This is a genomic window from Amycolatopsis sp. NBC_00438 (assembly GCF_036026695.1).
Lineage (GTDB): Bacteria > Actinomycetota > Actinomycetes > Mycobacteriales > Pseudonocardiaceae > Amycolatopsis.
In genome coordinates this window covers 5,132,117-5,156,484 of the sequence record NZ_CP107923.1, presented here as the reverse complement: position 1 = coordinate 5,156,484, position 24,368 = coordinate 5,132,117, and the positions used below count along the sequence as shown (strand labels likewise).

At 71.1% G+C, this 24,368-nt stretch carries 16 protein-coding genes; 14 read left to right on the top strand and 2 right to left on the bottom strand.

Features of this window, described 5'->3' with window-relative positions; all coding sequences use genetic code 11:
• Nucleotides 1-165 precede the first annotated feature (165 nt).
• The 4 genes from OG494_RS22580 (at nt 166) to OG494_RS22565 (ending at nt 4,894) form a co-directional block, all read left to right on the top strand.
• Nucleotides 166-1,305: a sugar ABC transporter substrate-binding protein gene (locus OG494_RS22580; protein WP_328458784.1), complete on the top strand. Its 1,140-nt coding sequence runs from the start codon at nt 166-168 to the stop codon at nt 1,303-1,305.
• 138 nt (nt 1,306-1,443) lie between these two features.
• A complete protein-coding gene (locus tag OG494_RS22575; RefSeq protein WP_328458781.1) occupies nt 1,444-2,217 on the top strand; it encodes an ATP-binding cassette domain-containing protein in 774 nt (257 codons plus the stop codon).
• 20 nt (nt 2,218-2,237) lie between these two features.
• On the top strand, nt 2,238-3,701 hold the full coding sequence (locus OG494_RS22570; protein WP_328458779.1) for a sugar ABC transporter permease: 1,464 nt from the start codon (nt 2,238-2,240) through the stop codon (nt 3,699-3,701).
• A gap of 11 nt (nt 3,702-3,712) precedes the next feature.
• Nucleotides 3,713-4,894, top strand: coding sequence for an ROK family transcriptional regulator (locus OG494_RS22565; protein ID WP_328458777.1), 1,182 nt, complete (start codon nt 3,713-3,715; stop codon nt 4,892-4,894).
• Nucleotides 4,895-5,045: 151 nt separating this feature from the next.
• On the opposite strand, the gene OG494_RS22560 is transcribed toward OG494_RS22565, so the two are convergent.
• Nucleotides 5,046-5,222, bottom strand: a complete 177-nt coding sequence (locus OG494_RS22560) for a DUF7455 domain-containing protein (RefSeq protein WP_247063514.1) — start codon at nt 5,220-5,222, stop codon at nt 5,046-5,048.
• Nucleotides 5,223-5,563: 341 nt separating this feature from the next.
• On the opposite strand from OG494_RS22560, the gene OG494_RS22555 reads away from it, so the two are divergent.
• The 3 genes from OG494_RS22555 to OG494_RS22545 all read left to right on the top strand — a co-directional run bounded on the left by OG494_RS22555 (nt 5,564) and on the right by OG494_RS22545 (nt 8,159).
• Entirely contained in the window at nt 5,564-6,367 is an 804-nt protein-coding gene (locus tag OG494_RS22555; protein ID WP_328458775.1) for an EamA family transporter, read from the top strand.
• 9 nt (nt 6,368-6,376) lie between these two features.
• Complete coding sequence (locus OG494_RS22550; RefSeq protein ID WP_328458773.1) at nt 6,377-6,775, top strand: VOC family protein; 399 nt, start codon at nt 6,377-6,379, stop codon at nt 6,773-6,775.
• 601 nt (nt 6,776-7,376) lie between these two features.
• Nucleotides 7,377-8,159 carry a DUF6885 family protein gene (locus OG494_RS22545; protein WP_328458771.1) on the top strand — a complete coding sequence of 261 codons (783 nt, stop codon included), beginning with the start codon at nt 7,377-7,379 and terminating at the stop codon, nt 8,157-8,159.
• On the opposite strand, the gene OG494_RS22540 is transcribed toward OG494_RS22545, so the two are convergent.
• The gene (locus OG494_RS22540; RefSeq protein ID WP_328459000.1) at nt 8,137-9,591 is read right to left on the bottom strand and encodes an amino acid permease; all 1,455 of its coding nucleotides are present in this window, start codon (nt 9,589-9,591) and stop codon (nt 8,137-8,139) included. The genes OG494_RS22545 and OG494_RS22540 overlap by 23 nt on opposite strands.
• Before the next feature lie 172 nt (nt 9,592-9,763).
• Here OG494_RS22540 and malQ point away from each other — a divergent pair, with 172 nt between their 5' ends.
• From malQ to treS, 7 genes are all read left to right on the top strand, one after another.
• Entirely contained in the window at nt 9,764-11,719 is a 1,956-nt protein-coding gene (malQ, locus tag OG494_RS22535; protein ID WP_328458999.1) for a 4-alpha-glucanotransferase, read from the top strand.
• Nucleotides 11,720-11,805: 86 nt separating this feature from the next.
• Nucleotides 11,806-13,926, top strand: coding sequence for a glycogen debranching protein GlgX (gene glgX, locus OG494_RS22530; protein WP_328458769.1), 2,121 nt, complete (start codon nt 11,806-11,808; stop codon nt 13,924-13,926).
• Entirely contained in the window at nt 13,923-16,199 is a 2,277-nt protein-coding gene (gene treY / locus OG494_RS22525; protein ID WP_328458767.1) for a malto-oligosyltrehalose synthase, read from the top strand. The genes glgX (OG494_RS22530) and treY overlap by 4 nt, the downstream gene beginning before the upstream one ends.
• Complete coding sequence (gene treZ, locus OG494_RS22520; RefSeq protein ID WP_328458765.1) at nt 16,196-17,911, top strand: malto-oligosyltrehalose trehalohydrolase; 1,716 nt, start codon at nt 16,196-16,198, stop codon at nt 17,909-17,911. The genes treY and treZ overlap by 4 nt, the downstream gene beginning before the upstream one ends.
• Before the next feature lie 147 nt (nt 17,912-18,058).
• A complete protein-coding gene (gene glgX / locus OG494_RS22515; RefSeq protein WP_328458763.1) occupies nt 18,059-20,206 on the top strand; it encodes a glycogen debranching protein GlgX in 2,148 nt (715 codons plus the stop codon).
• A gap of 321 nt (nt 20,207-20,527) precedes the next feature.
• The gene (locus OG494_RS22510; RefSeq protein ID WP_328458761.1) at nt 20,528-22,510 is read left to right on the top strand and encodes an alpha-1,4-glucan--maltose-1-phosphate maltosyltransferase; all 1,983 of its coding nucleotides are present in this window, start codon (nt 20,528-20,530) and stop codon (nt 22,508-22,510) included.
• A gap of 48 nt (nt 22,511-22,558) precedes the next feature.
• Nucleotides 22,559-24,367, top strand: coding sequence for a maltose alpha-D-glucosyltransferase (treS, locus tag OG494_RS22505; protein WP_328458759.1), 1,809 nt, complete (start codon nt 22,559-22,561; stop codon nt 24,365-24,367).
• Nucleotide 24,368 lies beyond the last annotated feature (1 nt).

The window sequence follows — 24,368 nt, the reverse complement described above, 5'->3', positions numbered from 1 at the left end:
GCAGCCGCTCAGCGGCATATGTTGTCGCCCACAACATATGCGCGACGGTGCGCCGGGACTCTCCGGATCACCGCCTCGCAAGGCCCGAGTCAGGGAGTCCGCCGGAGTCCGGTGGAGTTCCTCGAGGGCCGTTCACCACAACGCTTGGATCCGGAAGGAACGAGGATGCGCAGCAGAACCCTTACCCTCCTCGCCGCCACGGTGAGCACCGGCCTGGTGCTCTCCGCTTGCGGTGCAAACAGTTCGGACAGCGGGGGCACGGGGAGCAGCTCCGCCTCCTCGTCCGCCCCGGCCGCCGCCGGCGGTGCCTCCGGCAAGGTCGGAGTCATCCTGCCGGAGACCGCCAGCTCGGCGCGCTGGGAAGCCTTCGACAAGCCGATGCTGCAGGCCGCTCTCACGGCGCAGGGCTTCGAGGCCGACATCCAGAACGCCCAGGGTGACGCCCAGAAGTTCACCACCCTGGCCGACGGCTTCATCAGCTCCGGCGTCAAGGCCCTGATCATCGCCCCGTCCGACCCGGCCGTCGGTGCCGCCGTCGAGGCGAAGGCGAAGGGCGCCGGCATCCCGGTCATCGACTACGACCGGCCGAGCCTCGGCGGGTCCGCCGACTACTACGTCTCGTTCGACAACGAGAAGGTCGGCCAGCTGCAGGGCCAGGGCCTCGCGGACAAGCTGAAGGCGACCCCGGGCGCGCAGGTCATCCAGATCGAGGGTGCCCCGACCGACAACAACGCGACGCTGTTCACCAAGGGCCAGGACTCCGTCCTCGCGCCCCTGTTCGCGAACAACACGCTGAAGCTGGTCCAGAAGCAGCCGATCAACGACTGGGACAACCAGCTCGGCGGCACGACCTTCGAGCAGATCCTGCAGGGCAACGGCGGCAAGGTCGACGGCGTCGTCGCGGCGAACGACGGCCTGGCCGGCGCGGTCATCACGATCCTCAAGAAGAACGGCCTCAACGGCAAGGTCCCGGTCACGGGCCAGGACGCCACCGCGGACGGCCTCATGGCCATCATGCGCGGCGACCAGTACCTGACCATCTTCAAGCCGATCAAGGAAGAGGCCGAGGCCACCGCCAAGCTGGCCGCCGCCCTGGTCAAGGGTGACACCGCCGGTGCGGACGCGATCGCGACGGGCAAGCTCCACGACCCGAAGAACAACCGCGACATCAAGTCCGTGCTGCTCACGCCGACCCTGATCCTGGAGAAGGACATCAAGACCGTCGTGACCCAGGGCTACGTCAAGGCGACCGAGATCTGCGGTGGCGACCTCGCCGCCAAGTGCAGCTCGCTCGGCATCTCCTGAGCCGTAGGCAGTAGTACCCATGAACAGCCGGGCCGGGACGCGCACCCCGACGGCGCGCCCCGGCCCGGTCCCCACTCCTCGCTTGCCGATCGGCGGAGCGGCGGCACAGGGCATAAGAAATTCGGAGACATGCCATCCATGAGTGAGCCCATCCTCGAGATCAAGGGCCTGAACAAGAGCTTCGGCCCCGTCCACGTCCTCCACGACGTGGACTTCGACGTGCGCGCGGGCGAAGTGACCGCCCTGGTCGGCGACAACGGCGCCGGCAAGTCGACCCTCGTCAAGTGCATCGCCGGCATCCACCCGTACGACTCGGGGGCCGTGCGGTTCAACGGCGAGGACGCCCACATCCGCGGCCCGCGCGACGCGGCGGACCTCGGCATCGAGATCGTCTACCAGGACCTCGCGCTGGCCGACAACCTCGACATCGTCCAGAACATGTTCCTCGGCCGTGAGCGCGGGAGCAGCTGGAAGCTGGACGAAGCCAGCATGGAGAAGGCCGCTCGCGAGACGCTGGCCTCCCTGTCGGTGCGCACCGTGAAGTCGGTCCGGACGCCGGTTTCCTCGCTGTCCGGTGGTCAGCGCCAGACCGTGGCCATCGCCAAGTCGGTGCTGTGGAACAGCAAGGTCGTCGTGCTGGACGAGCCGACCGCCGCCCTCGGCGTCGCGCAGACCCGGCAGGTGCTGGACCTGGTCCGCCGGCTGGCCGAGCAGGGCCTCGGCGTCGTGCTGATCAGCCACAACATGGCCGACGTGTTCGAGGTCGCCGACCGCATCTCGGTGCTGTACCTCGGCCGCCTTGTCGCCGAGGTGCACACGAAGGACGTCAGCCACGGCCAGGTCGTGGAACTGATCACCGCGGGTCGCTCCGGCGACCTCGGCCTGGCCCGGCCCGAAGCCGTGGTCCTGTGAGCGGGAAGAAAGAACCGGAAATGACTGAAACCCCTGCCAAGCACGAAGTCGGCACCCCCGCCGACGCGCTCGCGCAGACCCAGAACCCCACCGCGGCGATCACCGACTTCGGCATCGACACGACATCGATGTCAACAGGCGAAGCGCTTCGTGACTACTTCGCCCGCATCCGGGCCGGTGAACTCGGCTCGCTGCCGTCGCTGTTCGGCCTGCTCGTGCTGGTGATCCTGTTCAGCGCGCTGTCGGACAACTTCTTCACGCTGGCCAACATCGCCAACGTGTTCCCGCAGGGCGCGGGCGTGATCATCATCGCGATGGGCATCGTCTTCGTGCTGCTGCTCGGCGAGATCGACCTCGCCGCCGGTGTGGCTTCGGGCACCGCCGCGTCGGTGATGGCCCTGCACTACGTGCACGCCGGAAACCTGCTGGGCACCTTGGGCTCCGGCGTGTTCATCACGTTCATCGCGGTCCTCGCCGTGGCCATGCTGCTGTCGGCCTACCAGCGGATCTGGGCCGGCGCCGCGCTGTCACTGGTCGGCCTGCTGCTCGTCGCGGTCGGCGTCCCGGCCAACGCCTGGCTCGAGATCCTGCTGGCCATCTGCGTCGGCACCGCGATCGGCTGCATCACCGGCTTCCTCGTCTCGAAGATCGGCATGCCGTCCTTCGTCGTGACGCTGGCGCTGTTCATCGTGTGGCAGGGCGTCCTGCTGCAGTTCATCGGTGAAGGCGGCACGATCGGCATCACCAACTCGGACATCCTGTACAAGATCTCCAACGGCAACCTGAACATCCTCGGCAGCTGGATCTTCTTCCTCGTCGCCGCGGGCGGGTTCGCCGTGATCACGCTGATCAGCCACTTCAAGCGGCTCCAGCGCGGCCTGGTCGTGCAGCCGACGGCGCTGGTGCTGGTCAAGGTCGGCGCGCTCGTCGTGCTGTCGGCGCTGGGCACCTGGCTGCTGACGATCAACCGCTCGCCGAACAAGGCCGTCGTCACGATCGAGGGCGTCCCGTACGTCATCCCGATCATGCTGGTGCTGCTGGTGGCCGGGACCTACGTGCTCAACCGGACCAAGTACGGCCGGTACGTCTACGCGGTCGGCGGCAACAAGGAAGCCGCCCGCCGCGCCGGTATCGACGTGCCGAAGATCCGGGCGAGCGTGTTCATCATCGGCTCGGCGGTCGCGGCCATCGGCGGCATCGTCGCCGCGTCGAAGGTCGGTTCGGTCAGCCCGCAGTCCGGTGGCCTCAACACGCTGCTGTACTCGGTCGGCGCGGCCGTCATCGGCGGCACGTCGCTGTTCGGCGGCAAGGGCCGGGTGGCCGACGCGGTCGTCGGTGGCCTGGTCATCGCGGTGGTCATCAACGGCCTGGGCCTGCTCAAGCAGCCGGCCGCGGTGGTCAACATCATCACCGGCCTGGTCCTCCTGCTCGCCGCCACGGTCGACGCGCTGTCGCGGCGCCGCGCGGCTGCGTCGACGCGCTGAACCAGCATGGGATGATCAAGCCCGTGTCCAGCTCACCCGTCGCACGACCGGACGAGGTGCGTCGGCACAACCGCACGACCCTGCTCCGCCTGCTGCACGTCGGCGGGCCGAGCACCCGGGCGACCCTGGCCGCGGAGCTGGGGCTCAACCGGAGCACGATCAAGACCCTCGTCGACGGGCTGGCGGAAGCCGGTGTCGTCGAGGAGAAGGTGCCGAGGCCGGGACGAGGGGCGGGCCGCCCCTCGCTCCTGGTCCTGCCCCAGCCGCACGCGGCGGTCGTGCTCGCGGTCGACCTGCAGGTCGAGCACGTCGCGATCGCCCTCGTGGGGCTGGGCGGCCAGATCCTGGGCCGCAACAGCTGGAACCTGCGGGGCCGGATGAACCGGCCGGAAGAGGTCATCACCCACGTCATCGAGTCGACGGCCGTGCTGGCCGGCGACCTCGACGTGACCCCGGTGGCGGTCGGGGTGTCGGTGCCGGGCGTCGTCCGGCGCGCGGACGGCTACGTGCACGAAGCCCCGAACCTGCGCTGGACCGACGTCGCGCTCGGCGAACGGCTGGGCGGGGTCCTGCAGATCCCGATCCTGGTCGGCAACGACGCCGAGCTCGGAGCGGTCGCCGAACACCTGCGCGGCGCGGCCCGCGGGTCGTCCGACATGGTCTACATCTCGGCGGACGTCGGCGTCGGCGGCGGCGTGATCGCCGAAGGCGCGGCCCTGCGGGGCGGCGCGGGCTACGTCGGCGAGATCGGGCACATGGTGATCCGGCCGGGCGGGCGGGCCTGCTACTGCGGCAGCAGCGGCTGCTGGGAGACCGAGGTCGGCGAGGCCGCGCTGTGCCGGGCGCTCGGGCTGGCCGAGGACACCCCGCGCGGCGCGATCCTGTTCGAGCTGCGCGAGCTCGGCCGGGACCCCGAAGCGGCGCTGACGCGGCTCGCGGAGTTCGCCGAGTGGCTGACCCTCGGGCTGATCAACGTCGTCAACCTGCTCGGGCCGCAGCTGGTGATCCTCGGCGACCTGCTGACGGTGCTGCCGGAGGCGGTCCTGCGCCACGTCGGCTCGGAGGTGCGCCGGCGCAGCCTGGTGAGCCGGGCGGTCGGCGGCACGCGGATCGTCAGCTCGGCGCTGGGCGCCGACGTGAAGCTGCTGGGCGCCGCCGAAGTCGCGTTCGAAGTCGTTCTGGATTCTGTCTGATTTCTTGTCCGGTTCCGTGTCCGGAATCACGGCATTCCGAGGCCTGTTCGTGATTTCGGTGCGGCAATCGGCAACTTGCAGTTGTGCCGGTCGAAGAATACGAAGGCGGCCAGTGCCTGTGCGCACTGGCCGCCTTCGTGTGTCTAGGTCGTTACCGCTGGATGTCGGCGGACAGTTCCTTGAGCTTGGCCTCGTGCTCGCGGGCGTGGTGCCCGCAGAAGAGAAGCTCGCCGCCCTTGAGGACAGCGCGTACCTGAGCTGCGGCCCCGCACCGGTCACAGCGGTCGAGGGCGGTCAGTTCGGGGCGGGTGAGCGTCGGCGTTGTCATGGGGGTCTCCCTCCGTCCCGGCACCGGTCGCCCGGTGCCATCGATCCAGCTACGCCCACTTCGGACTGATGTCGGCTACGGCGATCGTCTCCGGCTCCGCGGTGTTCGTGCTTCCACTCTTCCAGACGTTTCGCGGCCCGCAAGTGTTCCCGCGCCGGTGGGACCCGAGTCACGTCGATTTACCCCGGATGCCGTAGCGGGATCCCGCAATGCAGGAGTCGATTACCCGGAGAGTCACATTTTCCGTGGTCAGGCACCATGGAGTCGTGAGTGCACCGACGTCGGCCCGGAAGGTTTCCGCGGTACCCGCCCCGCTGTTGTTCGTTCTCAGCGGAATTTCCATGTACGCCGGAGCGGCCATCGCGGTCGGTCTTTTCGGCCACGCGACGCCGGCCGGGGTGGCCTGGCTGCGGTGCCTGGGCGCGGCGGTGGTGCTGCTGGCCTGGCGACGGCCGCCGCGCGTGGCCTGGCGCGGCCGCCGGCTGCTGCTGGCGTGCGCCTTCGGGATCGTGACGGCGGGCATGAACGTGCTCTTCTACGAGGCGATCGCCCGCCTGCCGCTGGGCACGGTCGTGGCGCTGGAGTTCGCCGGGCCCGTCGTGGTGGCGGCCGCCGGCTCCCGCACCCGGCGGGACGTCGCGGCCCTGCTGCTGGTGGCCGCCGGGGTGGTGGCGATCGCCGACGTCCAGCTGTCCGGGAGCGCCCTGGGTGTGCTGTTCGCCCTGGGCGCGGCGGCCGCGTGGGCGGGCTACATCCTGCTCGGCAAGCGCGTCGCGAGCGACGGCGACGGCATCGACAGCCTGGCGATCGGCTTCGCCGTGGCGACGGTCGTGCTCTCGCCCCTGGCGTTCGGCACGGGAGAAGTGTGGTCTTCGCCACGCATGCTCCTGCTCGGCATCGGGGTGGGTGTGCTGTCGACGGTGGTGCCGTACGCGCTCGACCAGGTCGTGCTGCGCAGGCTGGGCCAGGCCCGGTTCGCGGTCCTCCTGGCCCTGCTCCCGGTGACGGCGGGCGTGATGGGCTTCCTGCTGCTGCGCCAGGTGCCGAGCCTGCCGGAGGCGCTGGGGACGCTGGCGGTGGTCGCCGGCGTGGCGCTACGGCGACGTGAGGCGCCTTCGCGGCCGTCTCCCGAGCCGCCGGGCTAGGTTGCCGGCATGCGCATCAAGCACCAGGTCGTCACGTTCGACGCGGCGGACCTCGCGGCCGAGAGCCGGTTCTGGGCGGGCGTCCTCGGCGGCGAGGTCGAGGAGGACGGCGACTGGCACATGGTGCTGGTGGACGGCGCCCCGCGGATCGGCGTCCAGCTGGCCCCGGACCACACGCCGCCGCAGTGGCCGGACGGCCCGGTGAAGCAGCAGGTGCACCTCGACCTGTGGGTCGAGGACTTCCCGGAGGCGCACGAGCAGGTCATGGCCCTGGGCGCCACGGTACTGAAAGAGGCGGCGGGCAGCACGACCGGCGACGACTTCCAGGTGTACGCCGACCCGGCGGGCCACCCGTTCTGCCTCTGCTGGCCGGCGACCGCGCAGCCCGGCTTGGCCGAGTTGAGCTGAGCGGCTCGGCTTGGGTGAGTTGGGCGGCTTGGCTTGGCTTGGCTGAGCGGCTCGGCTTGGGTGAGTTGGGCGGCTTGGCTTGGCTTGGCTGAGCGGCTCGGCTTGGGTGAGTTGGGCGGCCTGGCTTGGCTGAGTTGCGCGGCTCCGCCTGGGTGAGTTGTGGGGCTCGGCTTGGCTGGGCAGCGCGGCCTGGCTTGGCTGTGCGGCCTGCGTGGCTGCGCGGCCTGGCTGAGCACTCGCCCCGGCTGAACCGCTCGGCCGGGGTTGTCCACAGGCGGCCCGACATGTGGGTAACCGGCCCTCGTTCGCCGGGTTTCCGGCTTCTCGTCGGACACCCCCGATACGCTGGAAGCGGGGCCGACCCCCCGGAGAGGGTGGGGGCCGCCCTGGTGGGGGTGTGCCGGCGGGCCGCTCGGAAAGAGGCCTGCTCGGCGGTGCTGGTGGACGGCTCGCTCCGGTGGGGCTGCTCTGCCGGGGAGCCGGATCGTGCTGGCCGTGGCCCTGGCGGGCCGGGATACTGGGGACGGCCCGGCCGGACGGGGTGTCGAAGAGGTCGTCGCCGCACGCCGGTGGCGCTACTGACGGGACTTTTGAGGGATCGATGTCTTCGGGGATCGACGGCGGGCAGCTCGATCTGTCCGGGGTGCGGTGGCTGCCGGGCGGGGCCCGGCTGGCCGCGGTGGCCCAGGCGGAGCTGCCGCAGAAGGACGGGCTGGCCGCGGCGTTCTGCGGCCTCGCGGCGCTGCGCGCGGCCGGGGTCGACGTGCCCGACCAGGACGCCGTCGCGGCGGCCGCGGGCACCGTGCGCGGGCCGGCGGTGCGCCCGCCGGGCGAGCCGGGGCGGGCCGATTTCCGGTTGCCGCCGAGAGTCGTGCGCGATCCGGTCACGGCGGGCACCCGGGCTTCGGCGCTGGCGACGGCCGTGGGGGCGTTGTCCGGCGGCGCCCTGACCGCGGTGCCGGCGACGGGGGAGTGGACCACCGGCTCGCTGTTCGACCTGCTGGCCGGGTTGTGGGACCTGCCGCGCGTCGCGGTGATCGCCCGGATCGACGGCGCGGAACTCGGCGCCGACGACACCCCGGAACGGGCGCTGCTCGACTACCTCGACACCGGCGTCCCGCCACTGTGGACGTCGCGCTGGCGCCCGCCCGGTGGCCACTTCGTGCTCCTGGCGGGCATCCGGATCGGCGCCGAGGGGACGCTGGTGTCCGTTGTGGACACTTACCCGTCCTTGGGGGACAACGGGATCCACGACCAGCCGGTGGAATGGCTCGCCGCGGCGCTGGCCGGGCTGGGGGTCCTGCTGGTCGTCGACGCGGACCGCGCCGCGGTGGCCCGAGAGGCGGTCCGCGTGGCGAACCTCACTCCGTCGTTCTGGGACTGACCTCGGGATCGCGGCCGGCGTTCTCCGGCGCGAAGCGGGAGTGACGGCGGCCGTAGGTGAAGTAGATGACCAGGCCGAGCGCCAGCCAGACCGCGAACCGGATCCACGTCAGCACGTTCAGGTTGAGCATCAGGTAGAAGCACGCCAGCGCCGCGACGATCGGGATCACCGGCGAGAACGGCACGGTGAACGGCCGGTCGAGGTCGGGCCGCCGGCGGCGCAGCACCGGGACGGCCACCGCGACGATGATCATCGCCGACAGCGCGCCGATGCTCACCATGTCGGCCAGCTCGGCGATCGGGATGAACGCGGCCAGCACGGCGATCAGCACCGCGCCGCCGATGGTCATCCGGTGCGGGGTGCCCCACTTCGGGTGCGCGGTGCCGAGCTTCTTGGGCAGCAGGCCGTCGCGGCCCATCGCGAAGCCGATCCGGCCGATCGTGACCAGCTCGACCATCATCACCGACGTGAGACCGGTCACCGCGCCGAGCGAGATCAGCGCGCCGACCCAGTGCTGGCCGACCTTGTCGAACGCGTCGGCCAGCGGCGCGCCGGTGTCGATGTCGGTGAACGGGATCATCCCGGTCAGGACGATCGAGACGCCGATGTAGAGCACCGCGCAGACGACCAGCGCGCCGAGGATGCCGACCCGCAGGTCCTTCTTCGGGTTCAGCGTCTCCTCGCCGAGGTTCGCGAGCGCTTCGAAGCCGGTGTAGGCGAAGAAGACCACGGCGGCGGCGGTGATCATGCCGGCGATGCCGTACACGGACTGCTCCAGCCCGAGCGCCGCCTGCACGATCGGCTGCTCCAGCACGCTCGACCCACCCTCGGGCGGCTTGGCCGCCGGGATGAACGGCGTCAGGTTCGAGCCCTTGACGAAGAACAGGCCCACGCCGAGGACCAGGACGCAGACCGCGACCTTCACGCACACCAGCAGGTTCGTCAGCCAGGCCGACTCCTTGATCCCCATCACGGCGACCACGGTGAGCACCGCGATGATGAGGACGGCGCCGACGTTGACCTTCGCGTCCTCGCCGAACCACTCCGGCGACAGGCCGAGCAGGTTCGCCAGGTAGCCGGACCAGCCGCGGGCGACCACGGCGGCGCCGAGCGCGAACTCGAGCAGCAGGTCCCAGCCGATGATCCAGGCGAAGATCTCGCCGAGGGTGGCGAAGGCGTAGGTGTAGGCGCTGCCCGCCGTCGGGACGCTCGACGCGAGCTCGGCGTAACAGAGCGCCGCCAGCCCGGCGACGACGGCGCCGAGCACGAACGACAGCGTCACCGCCGGCCCGGCGTGCGTCTTCGCCTCGACGCCCGCGAGCGTGAAGATGCCGGTCCCGATGATGATCCCGATGCCGAACCCGATCAGGTCGCGCCCGCGCAACCGCCGCTTGAGCTCACCCGAGTCCTGGCGTTTCAGGACCTCGTCCACGTTCAACGTCCTCCGCACACCCATGAGGAGAAGTTAGAAGGTCACGAGCCGTTTCGCAGATCGGCCGGAATTCACCGTCGACGGCGTCGAGTGATGTCGGCTGGCGCAGATGGCGCGAACGGCCGGGCACCGGAATGCTGTGCCAGTGCCCCACGAGACGCCCGGCCCCGAGCTGCCCGACGAAGCCCGCAGTCCCCTGCACGAGCTCGCCGACGCCCACGGCGTCGCCACCCGGTACGAGAACTCGGACCAGGTGTGGGTGGCGGTGGACGACGACGTCGTCGTCGCTGTCCTGCGGCAGTTCGGCGTGGACGCGACCAGCGACGACGCGATCGGCGCGGCCCTGACCGCCGTGCGCGAAGCCCGGCCGGCGGGCGCGTTGCCGCCGACCATCGTCGTCCAGGAGGGCACTACCAGGGCGCTCGGCGCGGACGCCGAGGTCGTGCTCGAGGACGGCACCCGCCGGCACGTCCGGGGCGAGCTGCCGGCGGACCTGCCGCTGGGCTGGCACCGGGTGGTCACCGCCGAGCAGGACGTCGTGCTGGCCGTGGTCCCGGCGAAGCTGCCCGCCGTCCACCCCGCCTGGGGCTGGATGCTGCAGCTCTACTCGCTGCACTCGGCGGGCTCCTGGGGCATCGGCGACTACGCCGACCTGGCGACGTTCGCGGCCCGCTCCGCCGCCGAACTCGACGCCGGCGTGCTGCTGGTCAACCCGGTCCAGGCCTTCAGCCCCGCGCACCCCGTCGAGCGCTCGCCCTACTCGCCGGCGAGCCGTCGCTTCGCCAACCCGATCTACCTGCGCGTCACCGCCACCGAGACCTTCACCGCGGCCGACGCGGCGACGCAGGAGGCCGTCCGCTCGCTGGCCCCGGACCGCGACGGCGAACTGATCGACTACGACGCCGTCTGGACGGCCAAGCGCGCCGCGCTCGAGCTGCTCTGGCCGCACCGCGTCGAAGAGCTGCCCGCGGACGACGACCTGCGGGGCTTCGCCGTCTTCTGCGCCCTCGCCGAGCGGCACGGCGCCGACTGGCGGGACTGGCCCGAGCCGCTGCGCGACCCGGCCGGCCCCGAAGTCGCCGAAGCGCGCGAAGAGCTGAAGGACCGCGTCGGCTTCTACGTCTGGCTCCAGCACCTCTGCCGGGAGCAGTTGGCCGAGGCCCGCCGGGCCGCGCGCGAAGCCGGGATGACCGTCGGGATCGTGCACGACCTGCCGGTCGGCGTGCACCCCGGCGGGGCCGACACCTGGGCGGTGCGCGACGTCTTCGCCGCCGACGTCCGGGTCGGCGCGCCGCCGGACGCGTTCAACCAGCAGGGCCAGGACTGGAACCTCCCGCCGTGGCGGCCGGACAAGCTGGCCGAAGCCGGTTACGCGCCGTTTCGGGACGTCATCCGGGGCGTGCTGCGCTACGCGGACGGCATCCGCGTCGACCACATCGCCGGACTCTGGCGGCTGTGGTGGATCCCGCCGGGCGAGCCCGCGCACCGCGGCACGTACGTCCACTACGACGCCGAGGCGATGGTCGGCGTGCTGGCGCTCGAAGCGCACCGCGCCGGCGCGGTGGTCGTGGGGGAGGACCTCGGGACCGTCGAGGACGTCGTCACCGAGACCATGCACGAGCGCGGCATGTTGAGCTCGGCCGTCCTGTGGTTCGAACGCGACTGGGACACCCCCGGCCACCCGTTCACCGACCCGGCCGACTGGGACCCGGACGCGATGGCCAGCATCTCCACGCACGACCTGCCCACGGTCGCCGGCTGGCTGGCCGCCGAGCACGTCCGGGTCCGCGCCGAGCTGGGGCTGCTGGACCGCGGTGCCGAAGCCGAAAGCCGGGCCGCGGCGGACGAACGTGAAGCTTTGTTCGAACTCGTTGCGCGCGAAGGGATCCCGGACGGCGACCCGGTCGTGGCGTTGCACACCCTGCTCGCGAAAGCCGCGTCACGGCTGGTGCTGACCTCGCCGGCCGACGTCGCGGGCCAGGTGCGGCAGCCGAATCTGCCGGGAACCGTCGACCAGTACCCTAACTGGCGGATTCCCCTTCCCGTCAGCGTCGACGGCTTCTTCACCGCGAGGGGAGTGCGCGCCGCGGTGGCGCCGCTGGCCGCGGCGCGTCCGTTGCCCGGGTAACGGGTATACGGCAGCGCACGACCCCCTGTGATGCGCGTCCGCGAGTGCGGACGCCCCGGCACCACCCGAAGCTCGAGGAGACACCAGTGCGGCCCTGGCCCGGAACGCCCTATCCGCTCGGCGCCACCTACGACGGAGTCGGGACGAACTTCGCCCTGTTCTCCGAAGTGGCCGAGCAGGTCGAACTGTGCCTGTTCGACGGCGACGGCAACGAGACCCGGCACGCGCTCGAAGAGGTCGACGGCTTCGTCCACCACGGTTACCTGCTCAACGTCGGCCCCGGCCAGCGTTACGGTTTCCGCGTGCACGGACCGTACGACCCGAGCCGCGGTCTGCGCTGCAACCCGAACAAGCTGCTGATCGACCCGTACGCCAAGGCCGTCTCGCACGGCGTGAAGTGGGACGAATCGCTGTTCGGCTACCAGTTCGACAACCCGGAGGAGCGCAACGACGCCGACTCGGCGGGGCGCGTGCCGTACTCGCTGGTGGCGAACCCGTTCTTCGACTGGGGCAACGACCGCCAGCCGCGGCGCCCCTACAACGAGACGGTCATCTACGAGGCGCACGTCAAGGGCATGACGGTGAATCACCCGTTCGTGCCGGAAGCGCTGCGTGGCACGTACGCCGGCATGGCCCACCCCGCCGTGGTCGAGCACCTGCAGAAGATCGGCGTCACCGCCGTGGAACTGCTGCCGGTGCACCAGTTCGTCTCCGACCACGGCCTGGAGGAGAAGGGCCTCACGAACTACTGGGGCTATAACACGATCGGGTTCTTCGCGCCGCACGACGCGTACGCCGCGATGCCCGGCGAGGGCGGCCAGGTCCAGGAGTTCAAGGGCATGGTCAAGGCCTTCCACGAGGCCGGCATCGAAGTGATCCTCGACGTGGTCTACAACCACACCGCGGAGGGCAACCACCTCGGGCCGACCCTGTCGATGCGCGGCATCGACAACGAGGCGTACTACCGGCTGGTCGAAGGCGAGCCGGAGTACTACATGGACTACACCGGCACCGGGAACTCGCTGAACGTCCGCAACCCGCACACGCTGCAGCTGATCATGGACTCGCTGCGGTACTGGGTGACGGAGATGCACGTCGACGGCTTCCGCTTCGACCTCGCTTCGGCGCTGGCGCGGGAGTTCTACGACGTCGACCGGCTGTCCACGTTCTTCGACCTGGTGCAGCAGGACCCGATCGTGAGCCAGGTCAAGCTGATCGCCGAGCCGTGGGACGTCGGCCCCGGTGGGTACCAGGTCGGCAACTTCCCTCCCCTGTGGACGGAGTGGAACGGGCAGTACCGCGACACCGTCCGCGACTTCTGGCGGGGTGAGCCCTCGACGCTCGGGGAGTTCGCGTCGCGGATCACCGGCTCGTCGGACCTCTACCAGGACGACGGCCGCCGCCCGTTCGCGTCGATCAACTTCGTCACCGCCCACGACGGCTTCACGCTGCGGGACCTGGTGTCCTACAACGAGAAGCACAACGAGGCCAACGGCGAGGACGGCCGCGACGGCGCCGACGACAACCGCTCGTGGAACTGCGGTGTCGAGGGCGAGACCGACGACCCCGAGGTGAACGAGCTGCGCATCCGCCAGCAGCGCAACATGCTCGCCACGATCCTCCTGTCGCAGGGCGTGCCGATGATCCTGCACGGCGACGAGATCGGCCGTACCCAGCAGGGCAACAACAACGTCTACTGCCAGGACTCCGAGATCGCCTGGATGGACTGGGAGCTGGCCAAGGAGAACGCCGGCCTGGTCCAGTTCGTCGGCGGCCTGACGGCGTTCCGGCACCGGCACCCGGTGTTCCGCCGCCGCCGCTTCTTCCAGGGCGGCCCGGTCGGCAAGGGCGACAAGCTCGGCGACATCGCCTGGTTCACCCCGGCCGGCGAGGAGATGACCGAGCAGAACTGGGACGACGGCTTCGGCAAGGCGGTCGTGGTCTTCCTCAACGGCAAGGCGATCCCCGACCTCGACCCGCGCGGCATGTCGGTCGAGGACGACTCGTTCCTGCTCGCCTTCAACGCGCACTACGAGGACATCGACGCGACGCTGCCGGGCAACGGCTACGGCCAGGCCTGGACGGTCGTCATCGACTCCGCGACCGGCGAGGTGGAGCCCACGGACGCGGAGCCCATCGAGGGCGGCGGCAAGCTCACGCTGCCCGCCCGGTCCCTGATCGTGCTGCAGCGGACGGAGACGGAATGACGGTGCCGGAGTCGACCTACCGGGTGCAGCTGCGCCCGGAGTTCACCTTCGCCGACGCCGCCGGGCTGACCGGCTACCTGCGTGACCTGGGCATCGGCGCGCTCTACGCGTCGCCGGTGCTCGACGCGACGCCGGGCTCGACCCACGGCTACGACGTCGTCGACCCGACCCGGGCGCGGCCCGAGCTGGGCGGCGAGGAGGCCCGCCGGGAGCTGGCCAAGCGGCTCAAGGAGGCCGGGCTCGGCCTGGTCGTCGACATCGTGCCCAACCACATGTCGGTCGAGACGCCGAAGGTGAACCGCTCGTGGTGGGACGTGCTCACGCACGGCCGCGACGCCGAGCACGCCGCCTTCTACGACGTCGACTGGGACCGCGGCCCGATCCTGCTGCCGGTCCTGGGTGACGACGACGCCGTGTCGGAGCTGACCGTGGAAGGCGACGAGCTCGTCTACTACGACCACCGGTTCCCGATCGCGCCCGGCACCGGCGGCGGCACGCCGCAGGAGGTGCACGAGCGCCAGCACTACCGGCTGGTCGGCTGGCGGCGCGGCAACGCGGAGCTGACCTACCGGCGGTTCTTCGACATCACCAACCTGGCCGCGGTCCGCGTCGAGGACCCGGTGGTGTTCGCCGAGACGCACGGCGAAGTGCTGCGCTGGGTCGCCGACGGGGACGTCACCGGCCTGCGCGTCGACCACCCGGACGGCCTCGCCGACCCGGGTGGCTACTTCCGGCGGCTGCGGGAGAACGCGCCCGGCGCGTGGATCGTCGCTGAGAAGATCCTGCACCCTGGCGAGCCGCTGCCGCAGAGCTGGCCGGTCGACGGCACCACCGGCTACGACGCCCTGCGCGAGATCGCCGGGGTCTTCGTCGACCCGGCCGCCGAGCCCGCGTACACCGCGCTGGCGGACGAGCTCGGCGTCCGGACCGGCTACCACGACGTCGAGGCCGAGGCCCGCCGCCTGGTCACCGACCGGATCCTGGTCGCCGAGGTCCGGCGGATCGCGGCGCTGCTGCGCCACGGGAACACCGAGGCCGCCCGGGAAGCCGTCGCCGAGACCATGGTGGCGTTCCCGGTCTACCGCTCCTACCTGCCCGAAGGCGAGCAGCACTGGGCGACGGCGATCGCCGCGGCCCGGGAAGCCCGGCCCGACCTGGGTGAAGCGCTGGACGCCCTCGACGCGCAGGTGCGCGCCGAACCTGATGGCGAGCTGGCCACGCGGATCCAGCAGACGTCGGGCATGGTCGTCGCGAAGGGCACCGAGGACACCACCTTCTACCGCTACACCCGCTTCGCCGCGCTCAACGAGGTCGGCGGCAACCCGGACCGGTTCGGCACCGGCGTCGAGGAGTTCCACCGCCTCGCCGCCGCCCGCGACGCCGGCTACCCGGCCGCGATGACGACGCTGACCACCCACGACACCAAGCGGTCCGAGGACACCCGGGCCCGCGCGTCGGTGCTGGCGGAGGTGCCCGGCGAGTTCGCCGACGCCGTCCGCCGCTGGACCGCGCGCCGGGGGATCGACGAGCCGTCGCTGAACCTGCTGGCCTGGCAGACGCTGGTGTCGACCTGGCCGATCGAGCCGCCCCGGCTGCGGGACTACCTCGACAAGGCGGCCAAGGAGGCCAAGCTCCGGACCAGCTGGACCGACCACGACGAGGAGTTCGAAAACGACGTCGCGGCCTGGCCGGACGACGTCATGGGCGACGCCGAGCTGGCCGCGGACATCGCGGCGTTCGTCGGCCGGATCGAGGGCCCGGGCTGGAGCAACTCGCTCGGCCAGAAGCTCGTGCAGCTGACCGCGCCCGGCGTCCCGGACGTCTACCAGGGCACCGAGCTGTGGGACTTCTCGCTGGTCGACCCGGACAACCGCCGTCCGGTCGACTACCCGGCCCGCCGCGAGATCCTGGCCCGCGTCATCGACGGCGAACAGCCGGAGATCGACGCCTCGGGCGCGGCGAAGCTGCTCGTGACGCACAAGGCGCTGAAGCTGCGTCAGGAGCACCCCGCGCTGTTCCGCGGCTACCGGCCGCTGCGCGCCGAGGGCGTCGCCGCGGACCACGTGCTCGCCTACACCCGGGCCCCCGGTCTCGTGGTAGTGGTGACCCGGCTGCCGATCGGCCTCGCCGAGGCCGGCGGCTGGCGCGACACCGTGCTGCCGCTGCCCGACGGCGTCTGGACCGACGTCCTGACCGGCCGCGACGCGAGCCCGGACCTGGCCACCCTGTTCGGCCGCTACCCGGTGGCCCTGCTCGTGCGAGGAGACGCATGACGTTCACCGTGTGGGCCCCGTCGGCCGAGCGCGTCCGCGTCCGGGTCGACGCCGACGTGCACGAGATGACCCGCGGCGAAGGCGGCTGGTGGTCGGCCGAGGCCGAGGGCATCAACTACGCCTTCCTGATCGGCGACTCCGACGAGCCGCTGCCGGACCCGCGCTCGCGGTGGCAGCCGCACGGCGTGCACCAGGAGTCGCGCGTCTACGACCACGCCGAGTTCGACTGGACCGACGACGCCTGGCACGGGCGGCAGCTCGCGGGCGGCGTCGTCTACGAGCTGCACATCGGCACGTTCACCCCCGGCGGCACCTTCGACGCCGCGATCGACCGGCTCGATCACCTGGTGGAGCTGGGCATCACGCACGTCGAGCTGCTGCCGGTGAACTCCTTCGACGGCACCGCCGGCTGGGGTTACGACGGCGTCCTCTGGGGCGCGGTCCACGAGCCCTACGGCGGCCCGGACGGCCTGAAGCGGTTCGTCGACGCCGCCCACGCGCGCGGCCTGGCCGTCGTGCTCGACGTCGTCTACAACCACCTCGGGCCGTCGGGGGCCTACCTCGACCGGTTCGGGCCGTACTTCGCCGGCCAGAACGACTGGGGACCCGGGCTCAACCTGGACGGTCCGGGCTCGGACGAGGTCCGCCGCTACGTCGTCGACAACGCGCTCGCGTGGCTGCGCGACTTCCACCTCGACGCGCTGCGCCTGGACGCCGTCCACGCGCTGCTCGACCGGCGGGCCGTCCACCTGCTCGAACAGCTCGCCGTCGAGGTCGAGGCTCTGTCGACGGCGCTGAACCGGCCGCTGACGCTGATCGCCGAGTCCGACCTCAACGACCCGAAGCTGGTCACGCCCCGCGAGCGCGGCGGTTACGGCCTGCAGGCGCAGTGGTCGGACGACTTCCACCACGCGATGCACGTCCGGCTGACCGGTGAGGACGAGGGCTACTACGCGGACTTCGCCGCGCCGGACGCGCTCCAGCGGGTGCTGCGCGACGTCTTCTTCCACGCCGGCACCTGGTCGTCGTTCCGCGAGCGGACCCACGGCCGGCCGGTGGACACCCGCAGCGTGCCCGGGCACCGCTTCCTCGCCTACCTGCAGGACCACGACCAGATCGGCAACCGCGCGGCCGGCGACCGGCTGTCCGCGACGGTGCCCGCGGGCCGGCTGGCCTGCGGCGCGGCCATCCTGTTCTGCTCGCCGTTCACGCCGATGGTGTTCATGGGGGAGGAGTGGGCGGCGAGCACGCCGTGGCAGTTCTTCGCCTCCTTCCCGGACCCGGAGCTGGCCGAGGCGGTCCGCACCGGACGCCGTCGCGAGTTCGCCCGGCACGGCTGGGGCGAGACCGACGTCCCCGACCCGATGGACCCGGCCACCGTCGAGCGCTCGAAGCTCGACTGGGCCGAGGCCGACCAGCCGGAGCACCGGGAGATGCTGGAGCTCTACCGCACGCTGATCCGGCTGCGCCGCGAACGGCCCGAGCTGGCCGACCCGTGGACGCCGGACCTGCGGATCGACGCGGCGCCGGACGGGTCGTGGCTCGTGCTGCGCCGCGGCGACCTGCGGCTGGCGTGCAACTTCGGCCCGGGCGACGTCACGCTGCCGCTGGGGGCCACGAAGGAGCTGCTCGCATGGGCACCGGCCACCCTGGACGGCGGCGCCGCGCACCTGCCGCCGGAGTCCTTCGTGCTGGCGTCCACAGCACCCTGAGAAGGTCCGTGAAGGCCTCCTTGAGGGACTCAGAGTCCCTCAAGGAGGCCTTCACGGACTTCGGCGGCAGGTGCCCCGAGCGCGGAATACCGCTGAATCCCGCCCTCGGTGCGGCGGACCGGGGGCGGCGTCTGGGACGATTCAGGAATGGCTACCCGACCCTCCGCCGATCACGTCCTCGCCGGACGCCCGTTCCCGCTCGGCGCCCACCCCGAGGCGGGCGGGGTCCGGTTCGCCATCACCTCCGCCGTCGCGGACGCCGTCGAGCTGTGCCTCATCGACGCCGACGGGTCGCAGCGGCGGATCGCGCTCACCGAGCGCACGTTCGGCGTCTGGCACGGCCTGGTGCCCGGGGTGACGCCGGGGCAGCGCTACGGCTACCGCGTCCACGGGCCCTACGACCCGGCCCGCGGCCTGCGCTGCAACCCGAACAAGCTGCTGCTGGACCCGTACGCCCGGCAGATCACCGGCCAGCTCACCGACCTGACCGCCGCCCAGGGCTTCACCGGCGACCCGGACCGCGGCCCGATGTCCACAGTGGACTCGCTGGGCAGCGTGCCCCTCTCGGTCGTCACCTCGCCCGGCGGCCCGGACACCGGGGCGCACCCGGAGGTGCCGTTCGAGGAGGCGGTGATCTACGAGCTGCACGTCAAGGGGTTCACCCAGCAGCACCCGTTCATCCCCGAGGCGCTGCGCGGCACCTACCTCGGCCTGGCCCACCCGGTGGCCATCGAGTACCTGACCCGGCTCGGCGTCACGTCGGTGGAGCTGCTGCCGGTGCACTCGTTCCTCGACGAGCCGTCGCTGGTCCGCGGCGGCCGGCACAACTACTGGGGGTACTCGCCGCTCGGCTTCTTCGCGCCGCACGCGGCCTACGCCAGCGAGCCGGGGCACGAGGTCGAGGAGTTCCGGCTGATGGTGGCGGCGCTGCACGCGGCCGGCATCGAGGTGATCGTCGACGTCGTGTTCAACCACACCTGCGAGGGCGGGCCGGACGGGCCGACGCTGAGCTTCCGCGGGCTCAACGCGCCGGTGTACTACCTGCACACCGACCGCGGCCACATGGCCGACATCACCGGCTGCGGCAACACCCTGGAGGCCGGTTCGCCGACGGTGGTCCGGCTGGTGACCGACTCGCTGCGGTACTGGACGCAGGAGCTCGGCGTCGACGGTTTCCGGTTCGACCTGGCCAGCACGCTGGGCCGGCCGCGCGGAGGCGCGTTCGACGCCGCCTCGACGCTGCTCACCGCGATCACCACCGACCCGGTGCTCTCGCGCTGCAAGCTGATCGCCGAGCCGTGGGACGCGACCGGCGAGGGTTACCGCGTCGGCGGCTTCGGCGCCCAGTGGGCGGAGTGGAACGGCCGCTACCGCGACACCATCCGGGACTTCTGGCGCGGCGCGACCGGCGTCCGCGACCTCGCCTACCGGCTGGCCGGCTCGTCCGACCTCTACGACCACAACCTGCGCCGGCCGTGGCAGTCGATCAACTTCATCACCGCCCACGACGGCTTCACGCTGCGGGACCTGGTGTCCTACAACGACAAGCACAACGAGGCCAACGGCGAGGACAACCGCGACGGCACCAACGACAACCGCTCGTGGAACCACGGCGCGGAGGGCGAGACCGGCGACGCCGGGGTCCGCGAGCTGCGGACCCGGCAGGCGCGCAACCTGTTCGCGACGCTGCTGCTGTCCACCGGCACCCCGATGCTCACCGCGGGTGACGAGTTCTGGCGCACCCAGCACGGCAACAACAACGCCTACTGCCTCGACGACGAGACGTCCTGGTTCGACTGGACCCCCGGTGATCCCGAGGCCGAGACGATGCTCGCGTTCGCCCGCCGCGTCGTGCGGCTGCGCGCGAACAGCCCGGCGCTGCGGCAGCCGGAGTTCTTCGAAGGCCGGACCACTCCGACCGGCAAGCCGGACCTGGTCTGGTTCCGCCCGGACGGCGAGGAGTTCGGCGAGAGCGACTGGTTCGCCGACCGCCGCACGCTGGGCATGTGGATCGACGGCTCGAACAGCCAGGCCCGCAACCGCGAGGGCGCGCTGGTCCCGGACCACTCGTGGCTGCTGTGGCTGCACGCGGGCGACGAGCCCACGGAGGTCGTCCTGCCGGGCCGCGAGTACGGCGAGACGTTCAAGCCGACCCTGGACACCAGCACCGGCGACGGCAGCCCGGGCAACCCCGGCCCGCTGGAACCGAAGAGCCGGGTGACACTCCAGTCGCGCTCGCTGCTCCTCCTGCGCGCGCCGCGCCTGGCGGCGGAGCAGCCGGCCGAAAGCTACTGACGCGTACCCAGAGGGTCGGCTCGCGTACCTGGAGGGTCGGCTCGCGTACCTGGAGAGTCGGCTCGCGTACCTGGAAGGTCGGACGGTGAGCCGACTGTCTGGGTACGTGAGCCGACTGCCTGGGTACGTGAGCCGACCCTTCGGGTACACCGCCGTCCGGTCGTAACCCGCCGGACATCCGCCGGGAACCTTTGCGCGGGAAGCGTTTCACTCGAACGAGTCTGGGTACAGAACAAGAGAGCCCTGCCTCGATCGTGCGTGATCGAGTCGGGCAGACTGACGACGCCTGAGTCCACACCCATAGATCGAGGGGCGTTGCCCATGACCGGCCGGCTCGGTATCGACGATGTCTCCCCCAGCGTGAGCTGCGGCCGGTATCCGGCCAAAGCCGTTGCGGGGGAACATATTCCCGTCACCGCGACGGTGTGGCGCGAAGGTCACGACGCCGTCGCGGCCACCGTCGCGTGGCGCGGCCCCGGCGACCGCCTGACGCGCCAGGCGCGGATGGTGCCGCGAGGCCCCGATCACCCCGACGAGTTCGCCGCGGTGATCGTCCCCGACGTCACCGGGCTCTGGACCTACCGCATCGACGCCTGGAGCGATCCCTGGGCGACGTGGGAACACGCCGTCGAGGTGAAGATCGCCGCCGGGCAGGGGCCCGAGGACCTGGCGAACGACCTCGAGAACGGCGCCCGGCTGCTGGAGCGCGTCTCCCGCCGCCCGGACCGCCGGGCCGAGAAAGCGCTGCTCACGGGCGCGGTCGTCGCGCTGCGCAACGACGAGCTGACCCTCGCCGAGCGCGTCGGGCCCGCGCTGTCGCCGGAGGTCCGCCAGCTCATGCACGAGTTCCCGGTGCGCGAGCTGATCACCAAGGGCAAGCCGTTCAAGCTCTGGGTCGACCGCAAGCGCGCCGCCTACGGCTCCTGGTACGAGCTGTTCCCGCGCTCCACCGGCGGCCTCGACGCCGAGGGCAACGCCGTGCACGGCACGTTCACCACCGCCGCGGCCGCGCTCGACCGGGTCGCGAAGATGGGCTTCGACGTCGTCTACCTGCCGCCGGTCCACCCGATCGGCCGGGTGAACCGCAAGGGCCCCAACAACACCCTCGACGCGACCCCGGACGACGTCGGCTCGCCGTGGGCGATCGGCGCCGACGAGGGCGGGCACGACGCCATCCACCCGGACCTCGGCACCTTTGACGACTTCGACGCCTTCGTGGCCCGCTCGGAAGAGCTCGGCATGGAGGTGGCGCTCGACTTCGCGCTGCAGGCCGCACCCGATCACCCGTGGGTGCTCAAGCACCCGGAGTTCTTCACCACCCGGCCGGACGGGTCGATCGCCTACGCCGAGAACCCGCCCAAGAAGTACCAGGACATCTACCCGATCAACTTCGACAACGACCCCAAGGGCGTCTACGAAGAGATGCTGCGGGTCATGCTCGTGTGGGCCGAGCACGGGGTGAAGATCTTCCGGGTCGACAACCCGCACACCAAGCCGCCGGACTTCTGGGCCTGGCTGATCCAGTCGGTGAAGGACGCCCACCCGGACGTCCTGTTCCTGGCCGAGGCGTTCACCCGCCCGGCGCGGCTGTGGGGCCTGGCCCGGCTCGGTTTCACCCAGAGCTACACGTACTTCACCTGGCGGACCGGCAAGCAGGAGCTGATCGACTTCGCCGTGGACCTGCGGGACCACTGGAACGAAGGCCGGCCGAACCTGTTCGTCAACACCCCGGACATCCTCCACGAGTCGCTGCAGCGCGGCGGCCCGGGCATGTTCGCCCTGCGGGCCGCGCTGGCCGCGACGATCTCGCCGACGTGGGGCGTCTACTCGGGGTACGAGCTGTTCGAGCACGTCCCGGTCCGCGACGGCAGCGAGGAGTACCTGGACTCCGAGAAGTACCAGCTGCGCCCGCGCGACTTCGACCGCGCGCTCGCCGAAGGCCGGTCGCTGGAGCCGTGGATCGCGAAGCTCAACGCCGTCCGCCGCGCGCACCCGGCGCTGCAGCAGATGCGCACCCTGCACTTCCACCACGTCGACAACGACGCGCTGCTGGCCTACTCCAAACAGGACCCGGCCACCGGCGACACCGTGGTGACGGTCGTGACGCTCGACCCGTACGCGCCGCAGGAAGGCACGCTGTGGCTCGACACCGGGGCCCTCGGCTTCGAGGCGCACGAACGCCTGATCGCCCACGACGAGGTCACCGGTGACACCTGGGACTGGGGGCAGGCCAACTTCGTCCGGCTCGAACCGTGGCGGGCCGTGGCCCACGTGGTGTCGGTCCGGCGCCGGCTGGCCGGGTAGACGGGAAAACGCGGGACAGTGCGGGACTTGAGGGACGAGGTGGAACACATGGCGGAGGAGACTCGCCCCGACGCGGCGCTCGGGCTCGAGGGCGTGCCGCACACCGGTGAGGCCATGACGGCCGACGGGATGCTGGTCGAACCCCAGGCCGAGGATTTCCGCTCGGCGCAGCAGGCGCCGAGCAACCCGGCGTGGTTCAAGGGCGCGGTGTTCTACGAGGTGCTGGTGCGCGCCTTCGCCGATTCGAACGGCGACGGCACCGGCGACCTGCGCGGCCTGGCCGGCCGGCTGGACTACCTGGCGTGGCTGGGCATCGACTGCCTGTGGCTGCCGCCGTTCTACGCGTCGCCGTTGCGCGACGGCGGGTACGACATCAGCGACTTCCGGGCCGTGCTGCCGGAGTTCGGCAGCGTCGAGGACTTCGTCTTCCTGCTGAACGAGGCGCACCGGCGCGGCATCCGCGTGATCACCGACCTGGTGCTCAACCACACGTCGGACGCGCACCCGTGGTTCCAGCAGTCGCGCCAGGATCCCGACGGCCCGTACGGCGACTACTACGTGTGGAGCGACGACGACTCCCGCTACGCCGACGCGCGGATCATCTTCGTCGACACCGAGTCGTCCAACTGGACCTACGACCCGGTGCGCGGCCAGTTCTACTGGCACCGGTTCTTCTCCCACCAGCCCGACCTGAACTTCGAGAACCCCGACGTCCAGAACGCCATGATCGACACCCTGCGGTTCTGGCTGGACCTGGGCATCGACGGCTTCCGCCTCGACGCCGTGCCGTACCTGTTCGAGCAGGAAGGCACCAACTGCGAGAACCTGCCGCGCACGCACGAGTTCCTCAAGCGCTGCCGCAAGGTCGTCGACGACGAGTACCCCGGCCGGATCCTGCTGGCCGAGGCGAACCAGTGGCCTTCGGACGTCGTCGAGTACTTCGGCGACCCGGCGGTCGGCGGCGACGAGTGCCACATGGCGTTCCACTTCCCGCTGATGCCGCGGATCTTCATGGCCGTGCGCCGCGAGTCGCGGTTCCCGATCTCGGAGATCCTGACCCAGACCCCGGAGATCCCGGCCGGCACCCAGTGGGGCATCTTCCTGCGCAACCACGACGAGCTGACCCTCGAGATGGTCACCGACGAAGAGCGCGACTACATGTACACGGAGTACGCCAAGGACCCGCGGATGAAGGCCAACATCGGCATCCGCCGCCGGCTGGCCCCGCTGCTGGACAACGACCGGAACCAGCAGGAGCTGTTCACGGCGATGCTGCTGTCCCTCCCGGGCTCGCCCGTTCTGTACTACGGTGACGAGATCGGCATGGGAGACAACATCTGGCTCGGCGACCGCGACGCGGTGCGCACACCCATGCAGTGGACCCCGGACCGCAACGCCGGGTTCTCCTCGTGCGACCCGGGCCGGATCTACCTCCCGGTGATCATGGACCCGGTCTACGGCTACCAGGGCCTGAACGTCGAAGCGCAGTCCAACAACGATTCCTCCCTGCTCAACTGGACCCGGCGGATGATCGAGGTGCGCAAGCAGCACCACGCCTTCGCCGAAGGGGAGTTCGTCGACCTCGGCGGCTCCAACCCGAGCGTGCTGGCCTACAAGCGCCAGTGGCGGCGCCCGGACGGCGGTGAGGACACGGTGCTCTGCGTGAACAACCTCTCCCGCTTCCCGCAGCCGGTGGAGCTGGACCTGTCCGCGCACCGCGGGTGCGTCCCGGTCGAACTGACCGGCGGCGTGCGCTTCCCGGGTATCGGGGAGCTGTCCTACCTGCTGACGCTGCCGGGGCACGGCTTCTACTGGTTCCAGCTGACGACCCCGGGAGACGAAGGCGAAGCGAGGTGAG

Coding starts and splice junctions, on each gene's coding strand:
- OG494_RS22545 (WP_328458771.1), top strand. CDS start 7,377: ATGTCTTCGGGGATCGACGGCGGGCAGCTCGATCTGTCCGGGGTGCGG.
- glgX (WP_328458763.1), top strand. CDS start 18,059: ATGGCTACCCGACCCTCCGCCGATCACGTCCTCGCCGGACGCCCGTTC.
- treS (WP_328458759.1), top strand. CDS start 22,559: ATGGCGGAGGAGACTCGCCCCGACGCGGCGCTCGGGCTCGAGGGCGTG.
- treZ (WP_328458765.1), top strand. CDS start 16,196: ATGACGTTCACCGTGTGGGCCCCGTCGGCCGAGCGCGTCCGCGTCCGG.
- treY (WP_328458767.1), top strand. CDS start 13,923: ATGACGGTGCCGGAGTCGACCTACCGGGTGCAGCTGCGCCCGGAGTTC.
- OG494_RS22580 (WP_328458784.1), top strand. CDS start 166: ATGCGCAGCAGAACCCTTACCCTCCTCGCCGCCACGGTGAGCACCGGC.
- OG494_RS22510 (WP_328458761.1), top strand. CDS start 20,528: ATGACCGGCCGGCTCGGTATCGACGATGTCTCCCCCAGCGTGAGCTGC.
- OG494_RS22550 (WP_328458773.1), top strand. CDS start 6,377: ATGCGCATCAAGCACCAGGTCGTCACGTTCGACGCGGCGGACCTCGCG.
- OG494_RS22560 (WP_247063514.1), bottom strand. CDS start 5,222: ATGACAACGCCGACGCTCACCCGCCCCGAACTGACCGCCCTCGACCGC.
- OG494_RS22565 (WP_328458777.1), top strand. CDS start 3,713: ATGATCAAGCCCGTGTCCAGCTCACCCGTCGCACGACCGGACGAGGTG.
- OG494_RS22570 (WP_328458779.1), top strand. CDS start 2,238: ATGACTGAAACCCCTGCCAAGCACGAAGTCGGCACCCCCGCCGACGCG.
- OG494_RS22575 (WP_328458781.1), top strand. CDS start 1,444: ATGAGTGAGCCCATCCTCGAGATCAAGGGCCTGAACAAGAGCTTCGGC.
- OG494_RS22555 (WP_328458775.1), top strand. CDS start 5,564: ATGTACGCCGGAGCGGCCATCGCGGTCGGTCTTTTCGGCCACGCGACG.